This window comes from Streptomyces sp. NPDC028314 (genome assembly GCF_055565795.1).
Genome location: NZ_JBVHTP010000021.1, coordinates 48,853 through 61,745, shown reverse-complemented (window position 1 = coordinate 61,745; position 12,893 = coordinate 48,853). Strand labels below are relative to the sequence as shown.

Sequence of the window (12,893 nt, the reverse complement as noted above, 5' to 3'; positions counted from 1 at the left end):
CCGGTGACCGACCAGGCCGCTCTCCAGTCTGTCCTCGACCGTGCCGCCGAAGGGGGCCGGATCACCAAGGAAGAGGCCCTCGACCTCTACCGGCACGCCCCTCTGCACGCGCTCGGCCAGGCGGCCGACGCGGTGCGCCGCCGCCGCTACGCCGGCACGGAGCACATCGCGACGTACATCATCGAGCGCAACATCAACTACACCAACGTGTGCGTCACGGCGTGCAAGTTCTGTGCCTTCTACGCGGCCCCGAAGGACACCAAGAAGGGCTGGTCGCGCGACCTCGACGACATCCTGCGCCGCTGCGCGGAGACCGTGGAGCTGGGCGGCACGCAGATCATGTTCCAGGGCGGGCACCACCCCGACTACGGCGTCGAGTACTACGAGCACCACTTCTCGGCCATCAAGAAGGACTTCCCGCAGCTGGTCATCCACTCCCTCGGCGCGTCCGAGGTCGAGCACATGGCCCGCATCTCGGGCGTCTCGGCGGAGGAGGCCATCAAGCGCATCCACGCCGCCGGTCTGGACTCCTTCGCGGGCGCCGGCGCCGAACTGCTGCCGGCGCGGCCGCGCAAGGCGATCGCCCCGCTCAAGGAGTCCGGCGAGCGCTGGCTGGAGATCATGGAGATCGCCCACGAGCTGGGTGTGGAGTCCACTTCCACCATGCTGATGGGCACGGGCGAGACGAACGCCGAGCGCATCGAGCACATCGCGATGATCCGGGACACCCAGGACCGCACGGGCGGCTTCCGCGCGTTCATCCCGTACACGTACCAGCCCGAGAACAACCACCTCAAGGGCCGCACCCAGGCGACCATCTTCGAGTACCTGCGGATGATCGCGATCGCGCGCCTGTTCCTGGACAACATCGCCCACATCCAGGGCTCCTGGCTCACCGTCGGCAAGGAGGCGGGCCAGCTGTCGCTGCACTACGGCGCGGACGACCTCGGCTCGATCATGCTGGAGGAGAACGTGGTCTCCTCGGCCGGTGCCAAGCACCGCTCGAACCGCCAGGAGATCATCGACCTGATCCGCAAGGCGGGCCGTACGCCGGCGCAGCGCGCGACGACCTACGAGCACCTCCTGGTGCACGACGACCCGGCGAACGACCCGGTCGACGACCGCGTGGTCTCGCACATCTCCTCCACCGCCATCGAGGGCGGTACGGCGCACCCCGAGCTGAAGCTCATCTCCTCGAACTGACGCCCGCGCACCGATGCTGACGCTGCACACCGCCGAACTCCTCGTCCCCGGAGCGGGATCCGCGCCGCTGCCCGGCGGCGCGGTCCTGGTCGAGGGCGACCGGATCGCCGCGGTGGGTCCGTACGAGGAGCTCGGCGCGGCCCGTCCGCACGCCCGGGTCCGCCGCTGGCCCGGGGTGCTGACGCCCGGGCTGCTGGTGTGCGGGGCGGACGAGCTGCTGGAGCGGACGTACTACCCGGACGATCCGTACGAGATCGCCGAGCTCGGCGCGGACCCGATCAGCGGGGAGGCCGCGCTGGCCGGCCTCGGGATGACCGAGGCCAGGTGGGGCAACAGCGCCCGGCGCGGGACGCAGAAGCTGCTGGCGCGCGGTGTGGTGGCGGTGACCGGCCGCTTCGAGGTCCCGGCGGTGCGCACGGCGGTGGTCCGCTCGGGGCTGGCGCTGCTGCCCCCGGCGGCGCGGACGGGGCGGGCGCCCTCCCTGGACCCGTTCGCCGGGCGGGACGCGGCGGAACAAGCCTTCTACGGGGTGCTGGAGCCGGGTGCCCCGGCCCGGTTCGCGGCGTTCGCGGCGGCGGATCCGGCCGAACTGCTGGAGCGGGGCGCGGGTACCTGTGTGGCGACCGTCATCGGCGGACGGCTGCTGCACCGCCGCCGCTGACGGCCGGGGCGCCGGCCGGGAGTGTGGGTGTCTCGCGGGCGAGGGCGGCGATGAGGCAGACGCGCAGCCGGCTGATCCCGCCGAACTTCTCCCGGATGTTGGAGACGTGGAATTTGACGGTGCTGACCGTCAGGTTGAGCTGGCGGGCGAGCTCCGCATTCGACGCCCCGGTGGCCAGCCGGAGGAATACCGCGGTTTCCTGCGTGGTCAGATGGAAATCCGTCGGTGCGACGGCCGGCTCGCTCATCCAGTCGTCGATCCGGAAGTGGTCGGGTACGGACAGGTGGATGACCTGGTCGGTTTTCATTGACCCCCCAAGAAAACTCAGAGGGTGATCATACCAGCCAGTAACGAGTTTCAGCCGCCGGAGGTGAGGCGTGCGGCGAGCCGCATCCGCTCGTCCATCTGCTCCTTCGCCAGGGTGAGCTTCTCCGCGTGCTTGTCGATCAACTTCCGTTCGTGCGCGGCCTCGACGGTGTGCCAGGTGCCGACCAGGTTGACCCGCTCCTTGCAGGCGACATCGCGCTGGGCGGCGGCGATCCCCTTCGCCGAACCGAGGTCGGCGGCGGTTAGTCCGAGGTCCTTGTGCGGGCTGGCCGGCTCGTCGCTCTGATATCCGCTCTCGGCCATGCAGGCGGACCATTCCTTGATGGCGCCGACCACCCGGCTGTCCTTTTCGGCCCGCAGGTACGCGTCGGTCTGCATGTTCTGGGCGAACATGATGTCGACGGAATCCTTGGTCGGTGCGTACAGCTTCAGGAATCCCTCGCGACCGCATCCGCCGGCCTGGACCTTCTGTCCGTCGACGGTGATCGCCCCCAGGCCCGTCTCCTCCGCCTCCTCCTGGCTCATCGGCACGGGCTTGGACGGGTCGAAGACTTCCTCGCCGTTGAGGAACAGCTTTTCGTTGGCGCCGAGTTCCCTCCCCGCCGGCTTCGCGGCGGCGCCCGTGCGCGGGGGCTTGGGGTCGGCGTAGCCGTAGCGGGCCGCGACGGCGGGATCCGTCAACCCGTAGATGTGCAGGCGGCGGTCCGGGAAGCCGCTGCCGTCGCCGTCCGGCTGGAATCCGAATCCGTACCGCTTCATGCACTGGCCGACCAGGGCGTTCTGGGCCCGGGTCAGCAGGGCGATCTGGTCGGGGCCGGGGACGTACGTGTCGAGCGGGAGGGACAGCTCGTCGGTGACGAGCAGCTTGGGCACGTCGCCGATCGACGGCTCGGCGCCGTCCTCGCCGGACGCGGAGTCCGCGGAGGAGCAGCCGGTGAGGGCGAGCGCGAGGAGCAGCCCGGCGGCTCCGAGGCGGCGGGCGGTGCGGTGGGGGGAAGGCATGGGGGGCTCCGGGAGCGGGAGGAGGGGGCGGGCCGCGCACCCCGCCCGGAGGTCTGCGGGCGGGGTGCGCGGCGGCCGGTCACCGGTGCGCCGGCGGCCGGGGTGCGGGACGTGCCCGGGGTGCGGGACGCGCCCGGGGTGTCAGCAGCCCTCGACGGTGGAGGAGATGCGGTGCTTGAAGGTGTCCGTCTGGTTGCCGCGGTATCCGCCCGGGACCCAGCCCTGGGTGCCGGTCATCTGGGGGTTGACGAAGACGTACTGGCCGCAGCTGGGCGACAGGTTCAGGTACGACTCGGTGTTCTCGTTGACCATCTCGTGGGCGCAGCTCTGCTTGCCCTTGAAGAAGTCGCCGTTGAAGTCTTCGTCGCCGTGTTCGAGGTCGAAGACGGAGTTCTGCTGGTTCTGCTTGCAGAAGAGGCCGAACTCGTAGCTCGTGAGGTAGCCGTCCTTGTCGGCGGCGCTCGCGGTGCCGACGCTCAGGCCACCGACCGCGGTGAGGGCGAGGGCGAAGGCGGCGGCGGTGCGCAGGGCGGTCTGGGTGCTGGTACGCATGGTGGAGTCCTTTGTCTGTGGGAAGGGAGAGGTGTCAGCGGGTCGCGGAGGCGGCGAGCCAGGGCCGTCAGCAGTACTGGCCGGCGGAGGAGATCCGGTTCCTTAAGGTCTCCGAGGCGTGGCCGCGGTGCGCAGCTCTTCTTGCCCTTGAGGTACTGGCCCTTGAGGTACTGGCCGTTGAAGCCCCTGTCGACGTACTCGAGGCCGTGGACGGAGTTCTCCCGGTCCTGCTTCGGCTCCAGTCAATTCGATCTTGGTTGGCCGTCACAACTGGCCTTCGGGCCAGTTGTGACGGCTTTGACCAGGCGCTTAGCGTGCTCGGGCGGCCCCTGCCGGCATCGGACTGCTGCCGGACCGCGGGGCGGCAGGATCAAGGAGTCGAACTCGTGTTTTCCCAGGCGGCGGCCGCCGCGTTCGCAGGTGTGGCCGGATGAGCCCGGAAGGGGCGAAGGCGGCCGGCTCGGAGCGGCCGGGCCGGGCGGGTCGGCGGCGCTGGATCGCGGCCGTGGCGGGCGGGGCCGTACTGCTCACCGCGGTCGGGGTGGGGTCCTCGTTCGTGATCAAGTCGCCCGCGCAGGCCGCGGCGGAGGCCGGACCGCCCGCGATGGACGTACTGCTGGCCAAGGTCGAGAAGCGGGTGCTGCGCGACACCGTCATCCTGCGCGCCACCGCGACCGCCGCCCAGACCGTGCAGGTCACCCCGGCCGTGCAGCCCGCGGCCGGCGGCGCGGCCCCGGTCGTCACCAAGGTCCCCGTCGCCGACGGGGACTCGGTACAGGCCGGGCGGGTGCTGCTGGAGGTCTCCGGGCGGCCGGTGTTCGCCCTCCCGGGCAAGCTGCCCGTGTACCGCGACCTCAAGCCCGGGGCCACCGGCGAGGACGTGAACCAGCTCCAGAAGGCGCTCGCCGACCGGGGCCACCGCACCGACGGCGACCGGGCCGGGTACTTCGGCGCGGGCACCAAGGCCGCGCTCAGCGCGTTCTACCGGTCGATCGGGTACGACCCGCTGCCCGCGCTCGCCGAGGGCGGGAAGGCCGTCGAATCCGCCCAGGAGGCGGTGACCTCCGCGGAGCGCGCCCTCCAGGACGCCAAGGCCGGCCGGGCCGCCGCCGAGAGCGGTCCCCCCGCCGCTCCCGCCGGCAAGGGGGACAAGGCGGGCAAGGGCGACAAGGTGCTGCCCGCCGGGGAGAGTTCCGGCGGACAGCTCGCGGTGAGCCGGGCCCAGGAGGACCTGGACCGGGCACGCCGCAAGCTGACCGAGGCGCAGGCTTCGGCCGGGCCGATGCTGCCGGCCGGCGAAGTGGTGTTCCTGGAGGCCTTCCCCGCCCGGGTCGCCGCGGTGAACACCCAGGTCGGCGCGGCCGCCACCGGGCCGGCGATGACCCTGTCGGCCGGCGCGCCCGTCATCCGCGGGCAGCTCCAGGAACACCAGAAGGGCCTGGTCCGGGCCGGTCAGCGGGTGGAGATCCTGTCCGAGGTCAGCGGGGTCACGGCCGGCGGGCAGGTGCAGTCGGTGGCCGACACGCCCGCCGTACCGCCGGCCCCGCCGCAGAGCGGCGGCGGCGCCGACGGCAAGGCCCCCGCACCGCCGGGGGTGCCGGGCTACGCCCTGGTCATCAAGCCGGACGGCCCGCTCGATCCCGCGCTCGCGGGACAGGACGTAAGGCTGACCGTGGAGGCGGCCGCCACGTCCGGAGCCGCCCTGGTGGTGCCGGTCAGCGCGGTGTCGGCGGGCGCCGACGGGCGGACCGGCGTGACGGTGGTGGGCCCCGGCGGGCAGCGGCGCCAGGTGGAGGTCCGGGCGGGTACGACCGGCGACGGCTTCGTCGAGGTCAAGCCGGTCGGCTCGGGCCAACTGGCCGAGGGCGACAGCGTGATCACCGGCGTCGACCCCAAGCGGGCCGGGAACGGCACCGCGGGGAACGGCACCGCGGGGAACAAGGGCGGCAAGGGGACCAAGCGGTGACCGAGGGGGCACCCGTCATCGACTTCCGCGGAGTCGGGCTCGAATACCCGGGGCCGCCTCCCGTCGCCGCGCTGCGGTCCTGCGACCTGGTGGTGCGCCGCGGTGAGTTCGTCACCGTCGTCGGCCCCTCCGGATCGGGGAAGTCCACCTTCCTGAACATCGCCGGCCTGCTCGACGCGCCCACGTCCGGCACGTACCTGCTGGACGGGGTGGACACGGGGGCGCTGGGCGACGCCGGCCGTACGGCACTGCGGGGCAGCCGGATCGGCTTCGTCTTCCAGTCCTTCCACCTGCTCGCCCACCGCTCCGCCCTGGAGAACGTCATGCTCGCCATGCTCTACAACGGCGTCCCCCGCAAGGAACGCGAGCCCCGCGCCCGCGAGGCCCTGATCAGGGTCGGGCTGGGGCACCGCGTCGACTCGCTGCCCACCCGGCTCTCCGGCGGCGAGCGCCAGCGGGTCGCCATCGCCCGGGCCCTGGTGGCCCGGCCCTCGCTGCTGCTCTGCGACGAGCCGACCGGCAACCTGGACACCGAGAACGCCCGCACCGTGCTGGAACTCCTGGACGAGCTGCACGCGGACGGCATGACCGTCCTGGTGATCACCCATGACCCGGAGGTGGCGAGCCGGGGCGGCCGTACGGTCAGCATCCGCGACGGCCTCCTCGCGGAGCAGCCGCAGCCGGGGCGGCCACAGCCGGGCCCGGAGCAGCCGCAGCCGGGGCCGGACCGGCCGCGGCCCGAGGAGCCGGAGCAGCCGCAGCAGTCACAGCCCGAGCCGGACCGGCCGCGGCCCGGGCGTTCGCCGCGGTCCGCCCCGGGGGCAGCCGCGTGAGCCCCTTCCCGCGCCGCGGGAGCGCCGAGAGGGCCCGGCCGCCGTACCGGGCCAGCCGGTTCGCGCTGCGCGACGCGCTCTCCGAGTCCTTCGCCGGGCTGGTCCAGCGCCCGGCGCGCTCGGCGCTGACCGCGCTGGGGACGGTGCTGGGCGTCGGGTCGTTCGTCGCCATCCTCGGCCTCACCGCCACCACCTCCTCGCAGATCGACGCCCGCTTCAGCGTGCTGAGCGCCACCGAGGTCAGCGTCGAGGACGTGGCCCAGAGCCGGAACGAGTTCGCCGGCCAGGGCTTTCCCGCCGACGCCGACGAGCGCACCCAGCGGCTCGGCGGAGTGCAGAGCGCGGGCGTCTACTACCCGGTCCGGCTCGGCGCGGACCAGACCGTACGCTCGGCGCCCGTCGGCGGGTCGGCGCGCGGGGAGCGGATCGACGTGGTCGCCGCCTCACCGGGGGCCCTGCGGGCGGCCGTACCGCGCCTGGACCGGGGGCGGCTCTACGACGCGTACCACTCCGGCACCCGGCAGCGGGTCGCCGTGCTGGGGGCGGGCACCGCCGCCCGGCTCGGGATCACCACCCTCGACACGTCCCCCGCGGTGTTCATCGGCGACGAGCCGTTCACCGTGATCGGGATCATCGGCGACGTGCAGCGCAAGGCGGACCTGCTGCTGTCGGTGGTGGTGCCGCGGACCACCGCCGAGGAGATCTGGGGGCCCCCGGGCGGCGGCGACGCCCGCATGCTGATCGCCACCGACCTCGGCGCGGCCCAGCAGGTGGCCCGGCTGGCCCCGACGGCCCTGCGCCCCGACCACCCGGAGTACCTCAAGGCGGTGGCCCCGCCGGACCCGCGGATGCTGCGCACCACCGTCTCCTCCGATCTGAGCCGGCTCTTCCTCGTCCTCGCCGGCATCTGCCTGATCATCGGCGCCGTGGGCATCGCCAACACGACGCTGGTCGCCGTGCTGGAACGGACCGGGGAGATCGGGCTGCGCCGCGCCCTCGGGGCGCGCGGGCGGCACATCAGCGGCCAGTTCCTCATCGAATCGGGGGCCCTCGGCGCCCTCGGCGGTCTCGTCGGCACCTCGCTGGGCACGCTGACGGTGGTGCTCGTCGCCGTCTTCCGCGAGTGGACGCCGGTGGTCCACCCGATGACGGTCCTCGCCGCGCCCGCGATCGGGCTGGTGACCGGGGTGCTCGCGGGGCTCTACCCGGCGTGGCGGGCCTCCCGGATCGAGCCTGCGGAGGCCCTGCGGCGCTGACGGTCCCGGGCGCGGCCTCGCCTGGAGCTAGGGGACGCTCGGGCCCGACAGGTAGCTGCCGCTGGAGTCGAAGGGCCAGGCGTTCGCCGTGCAGCCGAGCAGTCCCTTGATCTGCTGCATCATCGCGGGCGCGGGCCGGCCGGGGCCGGGGCAGGTCTCGTGGTCGCGGCCGAGTTCGTGGCCCACCTCGTGGTTGACGATCAGCGCCCGGTACTCCTCGACGGCGCCGTTGAACTGGGGTGATCCCTCCTGCCAGCGCTTGAGGTTCACCACGACGGTGTGGCCGGCCCGGCAGTTGGTCTCGCCGATCAGTTCGGGGGTGACCACCTCGCACAGCCGGTCGGTGGTGGTGGGGGTGGCTATCTTCACGGTGAAGTCCACCGGCTTGCCGGGACCGGCGAGCTGGAACCCGTACGCCGGGTCGCGGGTCCAGCCGCGCGGGTCGCCGAGGATCGCCTCGACGGACCTGGCCGCGGCCTCGGGGTCGACCCCGCTGCCCTGCTCGACCTCGATCCGCCACTTCAGCGTGCGGCCCTTGCCCTGCGGCGCGCCCGAGGCGGTGGAGGCGGCGAAGACCCCGGGGCCGGCCGCCGGGACGGGCGGGGCCGGCGTCGAGGTGCCGCCGGAGGCGTTCGGCTTCGGAGGCTGCGAGCCCGCGGGGGCGGAGGGCGCCGGCTTGGCGCCCGCCCCGCCGGGGAGGGGGGAGGCGCCGCCGTCGGGCGAGGGCTGCTGGGGATCCGGCTGCCCCGTACCGGCGCCGGATCCGGCACCGGAGCCGGCCGGCCGGCCGTCCGCGACCGGGGCCGCCTCGTCCTGGGGGCGCAGTGTGTACGCCGTCACAGCGAGGACGGCGATTACCGCGGAGCCGAGGAGGGTACGACGTAGCCGTCGGCGCCGTTCGGCGGCCCGGCGCTCGGCGCGCGCGCCACTGCGGGACCCTCTGGTCGGATGGCCTTCCGGCATGAAGGAGCCTTCTGTTCGCTCGGTCTACCGACGCGCACGCGCAGGCGTTTCATGCGGTTCGTGCCCGAAAGTAGCTGTTTGTCTGGCCTGTTTCGGGCCACACGCGCTCCAGTCAAAGCCGAGCGACCCGTCCCGCGCAACTCTCATTCGGGCCAGTTGTGCCCCCGGCGACCGGGCAGGGCGCCGCCTGCGAGAATGGCGGCGAAGACCCGACCCGCACCGCACCCGAGGGGCCTACGCCAGTGACCCGCGCTTCCCTGGACAAGCAGCCGCACGAAGTCGCCTCCATGTTCGACGGTGTGGCGGCCAACTACGACCTCACCAACGACGTGATCTCCCTGGGTCAGGCGCGCCTGTGGCGCAAGGAGGTCGCCAAGGCGGTCGCCGCCCGCCCCGGCCACAAGGTCCTCGACCTGGCCGCCGGAACCGCGACCTCCTCGCTGCCCTTCGCGGCGACCGGGGCGTACGTCGTCCCCTGCGACTTCTCCCTCGGCATGCTCCGCGAGGGCAAGAAGAAGCACTCCTGGCTGCCGCTGACCGCCGGCGACGCGACGAAGCTGCCGTTCAAGGACGACGTCTTCGACACCGTGACGATCTCCTTCGGCCTGCGCAACGTCCAGGACACCGACGCCGCACTGCGCGAGCTGTACCGGGTGACGAAGCCCGGCGGCCAGGTCGTGATCTGCGAGTTCTCGCAGCCCACCTGGGCGCCCTTCCGCACGGTCTACATGGAGTACCTGATGCGCGCGCTGCCGCCGGTGGCCCGCGTGGTGTCCTCCAACCCCGACGCGTACGTGTACCTCGCCGAGTCCGTCCGCGAGTGGCCCGACCAGCCCGAGCTGGCCGGACTGCTCCAGAAGGCAGGCTGGGGCAAGGTCGCCTGGCGCAACCTCAGCGGCGGCATCGTGGCGCTGCACCGCGGCACCAAGTAGCGCAGCGGCACGGTGGACTACCAAGGCCTGCTGGAGCAGATCGCGGCCGACGTCGCCCCGATGGTCGGCCTCGGCACGCCCGCCGAGTACATCCCGGCGCTGGCCTCCGTCGACCCCGCGCAGTTCGGGATGGCGCTCGTCGACCTCGACGGCAACGTGTACGGGGCGGGGGACTGGCAGGTCCCCTTCTCCGCCCAGTCCGTCACCAAGGTCTTCGCGCTCGCCCTGGCGCTGGCGGAGGGCGGCGACAGCCTGTGGGAGCGGGTGGGCCGGGAGCCCTCCGGCAACCCGTTCAACTCCCTCGTGCAGCTGGAGTACGAGAACGGCATCCCCCGCAACCCGTTCATCAACGCGGGCGCGCTCGTCGTCACCGACCGGCTCCAGACCCTGACGGGCGACGCGAGCAGCGAACTCCTGAAGTTCCTGCGGGAGGAGAGCGGGAACCCGGCCATAGGCTTCGACGCCGAGGTGGCCGCCTCCGAGCAGGACCACGGCGACCGCAACGCGGCCGTCGCCCACTTCATGGCCTCGTACGGGAACATCGACAACCCCGTACCGGCCCTGCTGGAGCACTACTTCTGGCAGTGCTCCATCGAGATGTCCTGCGCCGACCTGGCCCGCGCCGGACGCCTCCTGGCCCGGCACGGGCTGCGCGCGGACGGCTCGCGGCTGCTGACGCGCAGCGAGGCCAAGCAGATCAACGCGGTGATGCTGACCTGCGGTACGTACGACGCGGCGGGCGAGTTCGCCTACCGCGTCGGACTGCCCGGCAAGAGCGGAGTGGGCGGCGGCATCGTCGCCGTCGTCCCCGGCCGGTGCTCGCTCGCGGTGTGGAGCCCCGGGCTGGACGCCCAGGGCAACTCGGTCGCCGGTGTGGCGGCCCTCGACCGCTTCACGACGCTGACCGGCCTGTCGGTCTTCTGAGCCGCCGCCCGCGGGACCGCTCCTACAGGGAAAGCGCGTAGCGGCGGCCCGGGTTGCCGCCCGGCGTCGTGAACTCCTGCGCCAGGTCCATCCCCAGCCGCTCCGCGACCGCCACCGAACGGGAGTTCCGGGCGTCGATCACCGCCACCACCCGCGCGACGCCCGCCTCCCGGACCCGTTCCACCGCGGCCAGCGCGGCGGCGTACGCGTACCCCTTGCCCCAGTGCTCGCGCCCCAGCCGCCAGCCGATCTCGATCTCCCCGACGGGCCCCCAGGCCTTGGCGGCGGGCCACGGCTGCGCCCCGGTGAACCCGATGACCGCCCCCTGCCCGTCCAGCAGCGTCCACAGGCAGTAGCCGAGCTGTGCGTCGTGCATCCGCTGGCGCGCGGTGATCTCCATGTACGAGGACAGTTCGGCGGGGCCGCCGAGGAACTCCATGACCCGGGGGTCGTCGAAGACGCCGTGCCAGGCGTGGGCGTCCTCGTGGGTGGGCACGCGGAGCCGCACGGCGGGGAGCGGCCGGGACGGCGAGGTGGTCGAGCCGGTCAACGCAGTAGCCCTTCTGATCGTGATCTCTCTCGCTGCATAGACTGCACGTGTCCTGTGCCGTTGGGCACCCTTTATCGAGCCTTCGGGAGACCCCGCAGTGACCGAGCCCCTGTCCGAACACTCCGCGGATGTGATCGTCGTCGGGGCCGGGCCCGCCGGCTCCACCACCGCCTACCACCTCGCCAAGGCCGGGCTGGACGTCCTGCTCCTGGAGAAGACGGCGTTCCCCCGCGAGAAGGTCTGCGGCGACGGCCTGACCCCGCGCGCCACCAAGCAGCTGGTGTCCATGGGCATCGACATCTCCGAGGAGGCCGGCTGGCTCCGGAACAAGGGCCTGCGGATCATCGGCGGCGGGCAGCGGCTCCAGCTGGACTGGCCGGAACTCGCCTCTTTCCCGGACTACGGACTCGTCCGCAAGCGCGACGACTTCGACGAGACCCTGGCCCGCCAGGCGCAGAAGGCCGGCGCCCGGCTGTACGAGCGCTGCAACGTCGGTGAGCCCGTCCGCGACCCGCGCACCGGCCACATCACCGGTGTCCAGGCGAAGCTGGGCGAGGAGAAGACCCCGGTCACCTTCCACGCCCCGCTGGTCGTCGCGGCCGACGGCAACTCCTCCCGGCTGTCCCTGGCGATGGGCCTGCACCGGCGCGAGGACCGCCCGATGGGCGTCGCGGTCCGTACGTACTTCACCTCGCCCCGCCACGACGACGACTACCTGGAGTCCTGGCTGGAGCTGTGGGACCGGCGCGGCGCCCAGGACCGGCTGCTGCCCGGCTACGGCTGGATCTTCGGCATGGGCGACGGTACGTCCAACGTCGGCCTCGGCATCCTCAACTCCTCCTCCGCCTTCAAGGAGCTGGACTGGCGCGAGGTCCTCAAGGCCTGGTGCGCGTCCATGCCGGAGGACTGGGGCTACACGCCCGAGAACATGACGCAGCCGATCCGCGGCGCGGCCCTGCCGATGGCCTTCAACCGGCAGCCCCACTACACCAAGGGCCTGCTGCTGGTCGGTGACGCGGGCGGTCTCGTCAACCCGTTCAACGGCGAGGGCATCGCCTACGCGATGGAGTCCGGGCAGATCGCGGCCGAGGTCATCGTCCAGGCGCACGCCCGGTCCACGCCGACGCTGCGCGAGCTGGCGCTGCACAGCTACCCGAAGGTCCTCAAGGAGACGTACGGCGGCTACTACACGCTGGGCCGCGCCTTCGTGAAGCTGATCGGCAACCCGAAGGTCATGAAGGTCGCCACGCAGCGCGGCCTGAGCCACCCGGTGCTGATGCGGTTCACCCTGAAGATGCTGGCCAACCTGACCGACCCCACGGGCGGCGACGCGATGGACCGCATCATCAACGGCCTCTCGAAGGTGGCCCCCCGGGCCTGACGGCCTAGTCGGCGGGCCGGGCGGGGTGCTCCCCGTTCCGGCCCGTTCCTTCGTCCGGGGCCTCGCCCTGGTGCTCGTACGGGGCCGCGTGCACCGCCCGTATGGAGCGGGCCAGCAGCGCCACCCCGCCCACCAGCAGCGCCAGCGAGACCGTCCAGCCGAGGCCGAGCGTGACGGGGTGCCCCGGCTTGGCCCAGGGGCGGGCGGTGGACAGCAGCCAGCCGCCTACCGCGAGCAGCGCGAGCCCGGTGGCGGCGGGCACGGGGGTGGGGTCCGCGGCGCCGTGGCCGCCGTCCTCGGCGGAACGTCTGGTGGGCACGGGACCACCACCTCCAGGTCAGTT

General features: G+C 72.8%; 14 protein-coding genes. 8 read left to right on the top strand and 6 right to left on the bottom strand.

The window, feature by feature from the left end:
* Nucleotides 1–3 precede the first annotated feature (3 nt).
* Nucleotides 4–1,203, top strand: coding sequence for a cyclic dehypoxanthinyl futalosine synthase (mqnC, locus tag ACZ4TG_RS34910; RefSeq protein WP_468171262.1), 1,200 nt, complete (start codon nt 4–6; stop codon nt 1,201–1,203).
* A gap of 13 nt (nt 1,204–1,216) precedes the next feature.
* The gene (locus ACZ4TG_RS34905; protein ID WP_468171260.1) at nt 1,217–1,864 is read left to right on the top strand and encodes an imidazolonepropionase-like domain-containing protein; all 648 of its coding nucleotides are present in this window, start codon (nt 1,217–1,219) and stop codon (nt 1,862–1,864) included.
* On the opposite strand, the gene ACZ4TG_RS34900 is transcribed toward ACZ4TG_RS34905, so the two are convergent.
* The 3 genes from ACZ4TG_RS34900 to ACZ4TG_RS34890 all read right to left on the bottom strand — a co-directional run bounded on the left by ACZ4TG_RS34900 (nt 1,830) and on the right by ACZ4TG_RS34890 (nt 3,745).
* Entirely contained in the window at nt 1,830–2,171 is a 342-nt protein-coding gene (locus ACZ4TG_RS34900; RefSeq protein ID WP_468171257.1) for a response regulator transcription factor, read from the bottom strand. The two genes, ACZ4TG_RS34905 and ACZ4TG_RS34900, sit on opposite strands and share 35 nt — an antisense overlap.
* A gap of 50 nt (nt 2,172–2,221) precedes the next feature.
* Nucleotides 2,222–3,193, bottom strand: coding sequence for a hypothetical protein (locus tag ACZ4TG_RS34895; protein WP_468171254.1), 972 nt, complete (start codon nt 3,191–3,193; stop codon nt 2,222–2,224).
* Nucleotides 3,194–3,334: 141 nt separating this feature from the next.
* Nucleotides 3,335–3,745: a hypothetical protein gene (locus ACZ4TG_RS34890; protein ID WP_468171251.1), complete on the bottom strand. Its 411-nt coding sequence runs from the start codon at nt 3,743–3,745 to the stop codon at nt 3,335–3,337.
* A 430-nt stretch (nt 3,746–4,175) separates the two neighbouring features.
* On the opposite strand from ACZ4TG_RS34890, the gene ACZ4TG_RS34885 reads away from it, so the two are divergent.
* From ACZ4TG_RS34885 to ACZ4TG_RS34875, 3 genes are read left to right on the top strand one after another with little or no spacing between them, the layout of a single operon-like run.
* On the top strand, nt 4,176–5,711 hold the full coding sequence (locus ACZ4TG_RS34885) for a peptidoglycan-binding protein (RefSeq protein ID WP_468171248.1): 1,536 nt from the start codon (nt 4,176–4,178) through the stop codon (nt 5,709–5,711).
* Nucleotides 5,708–6,544, top strand: a complete 837-nt coding sequence (locus ACZ4TG_RS34880; protein ID WP_468171245.1) for an ABC transporter ATP-binding protein — start codon at nt 5,708–5,710, stop codon at nt 6,542–6,544. The genes ACZ4TG_RS34885 and ACZ4TG_RS34880 overlap by 4 nt, the downstream gene beginning before the upstream one ends.
* The gene (locus ACZ4TG_RS34875) at nt 6,541–7,800 is read left to right on the top strand and encodes an ABC transporter permease (protein WP_468171242.1); all 1,260 of its coding nucleotides are present in this window, start codon (nt 6,541–6,543) and stop codon (nt 7,798–7,800) included. Before ACZ4TG_RS34880 ends, ACZ4TG_RS34875 begins: the two co-directional genes overlap by 4 nt.
* Before the next feature lie 27 nt (nt 7,801–7,827).
* On the opposite strand, the gene ACZ4TG_RS34870 is transcribed toward ACZ4TG_RS34875, so the two are convergent.
* A complete protein-coding gene (locus tag ACZ4TG_RS34870) occupies nt 7,828–8,640 on the bottom strand; it encodes a DUF3152 domain-containing protein (protein ID WP_468171239.1) in 813 nt (270 codons plus the stop codon).
* Nucleotides 8,641–9,005: 365 nt separating this feature from the next.
* Between ACZ4TG_RS34870 and ACZ4TG_RS34865 the strand changes: the two genes are divergently transcribed.
* Both ACZ4TG_RS34865 and ACZ4TG_RS34860 read left to right on the top strand, forming a co-directional pair.
* Nucleotides 9,006–9,695 carry a demethylmenaquinone methyltransferase gene (locus ACZ4TG_RS34865; RefSeq protein WP_468171236.1) on the top strand — a complete coding sequence of 230 codons (690 nt, stop codon included), beginning with the start codon at nt 9,006–9,008 and terminating at the stop codon, nt 9,693–9,695.
* A gap of 12 nt (nt 9,696–9,707) precedes the next feature.
* Entirely contained in the window at nt 9,708–10,619 is a 912-nt protein-coding gene (locus ACZ4TG_RS34860) for a glutaminase (protein ID WP_468171233.1), read from the top strand.
* A 22-nt stretch (nt 10,620–10,641) separates the two neighbouring features.
* Here the strand turns inward: ACZ4TG_RS34860 and ACZ4TG_RS34855 are convergent, their stop codons facing one another.
* Nucleotides 10,642–11,169, bottom strand: a complete 528-nt coding sequence (locus ACZ4TG_RS34855) for a GNAT family N-acetyltransferase (protein ID WP_468171230.1) — start codon at nt 11,167–11,169, stop codon at nt 10,642–10,644.
* A gap of 97 nt (nt 11,170–11,266) precedes the next feature.
* Here ACZ4TG_RS34855 and ACZ4TG_RS34850 point away from each other — a divergent pair, with 97 nt between their 5' ends.
* Nucleotides 11,267–12,550, top strand: coding sequence for a geranylgeranyl reductase family protein (locus ACZ4TG_RS34850; protein ID WP_468171227.1), 1,284 nt, complete (start codon nt 11,267–11,269; stop codon nt 12,548–12,550).
* 4 nt (nt 12,551–12,554) lie between these two features.
* Here the strand turns inward: ACZ4TG_RS34850 and ACZ4TG_RS34845 are convergent, their stop codons facing one another.
* Nucleotides 12,555–12,869: a hypothetical protein gene (locus ACZ4TG_RS34845; RefSeq protein ID WP_468171224.1), complete on the bottom strand. Its 315-nt coding sequence runs from the start codon at nt 12,867–12,869 to the stop codon at nt 12,555–12,557.
* Nucleotides 12,870–12,893 lie beyond the last annotated feature (24 nt).

What these genes read in the sequence shown, in the direction of transcription:
- ACZ4TG_RS34905 (WP_468171260.1), top strand. Translation starts at nt 1,217, where the DNA reads ATGCTGACGCTGCACACCGCCGAACTCCTCGTCCCCGGAGCGGGATCC.
- ACZ4TG_RS34900 (WP_468171257.1), bottom strand. Translation starts at nt 2,171, where the DNA reads ATGAAAACCGACCAGGTCATCCACCTGTCCGTACCCGACCACTTCCGG.
- ACZ4TG_RS34895 (WP_468171254.1), bottom strand. Translation starts at nt 3,193, where the DNA reads ATGCCTTCCCCCCACCGCACCGCCCGCCGCCTCGGAGCCGCCGGGCTG.
- ACZ4TG_RS34890 (WP_468171251.1), bottom strand. Translation starts at nt 3,745, where the DNA reads ATGCGTACCAGCACCCAGACCGCCCTGCGCACCGCCGCCGCCTTCGCC.
- ACZ4TG_RS34885 (WP_468171248.1), top strand. Translation starts at nt 4,176, where the DNA reads ATGAGCCCGGAAGGGGCGAAGGCGGCCGGCTCGGAGCGGCCGGGCCGG.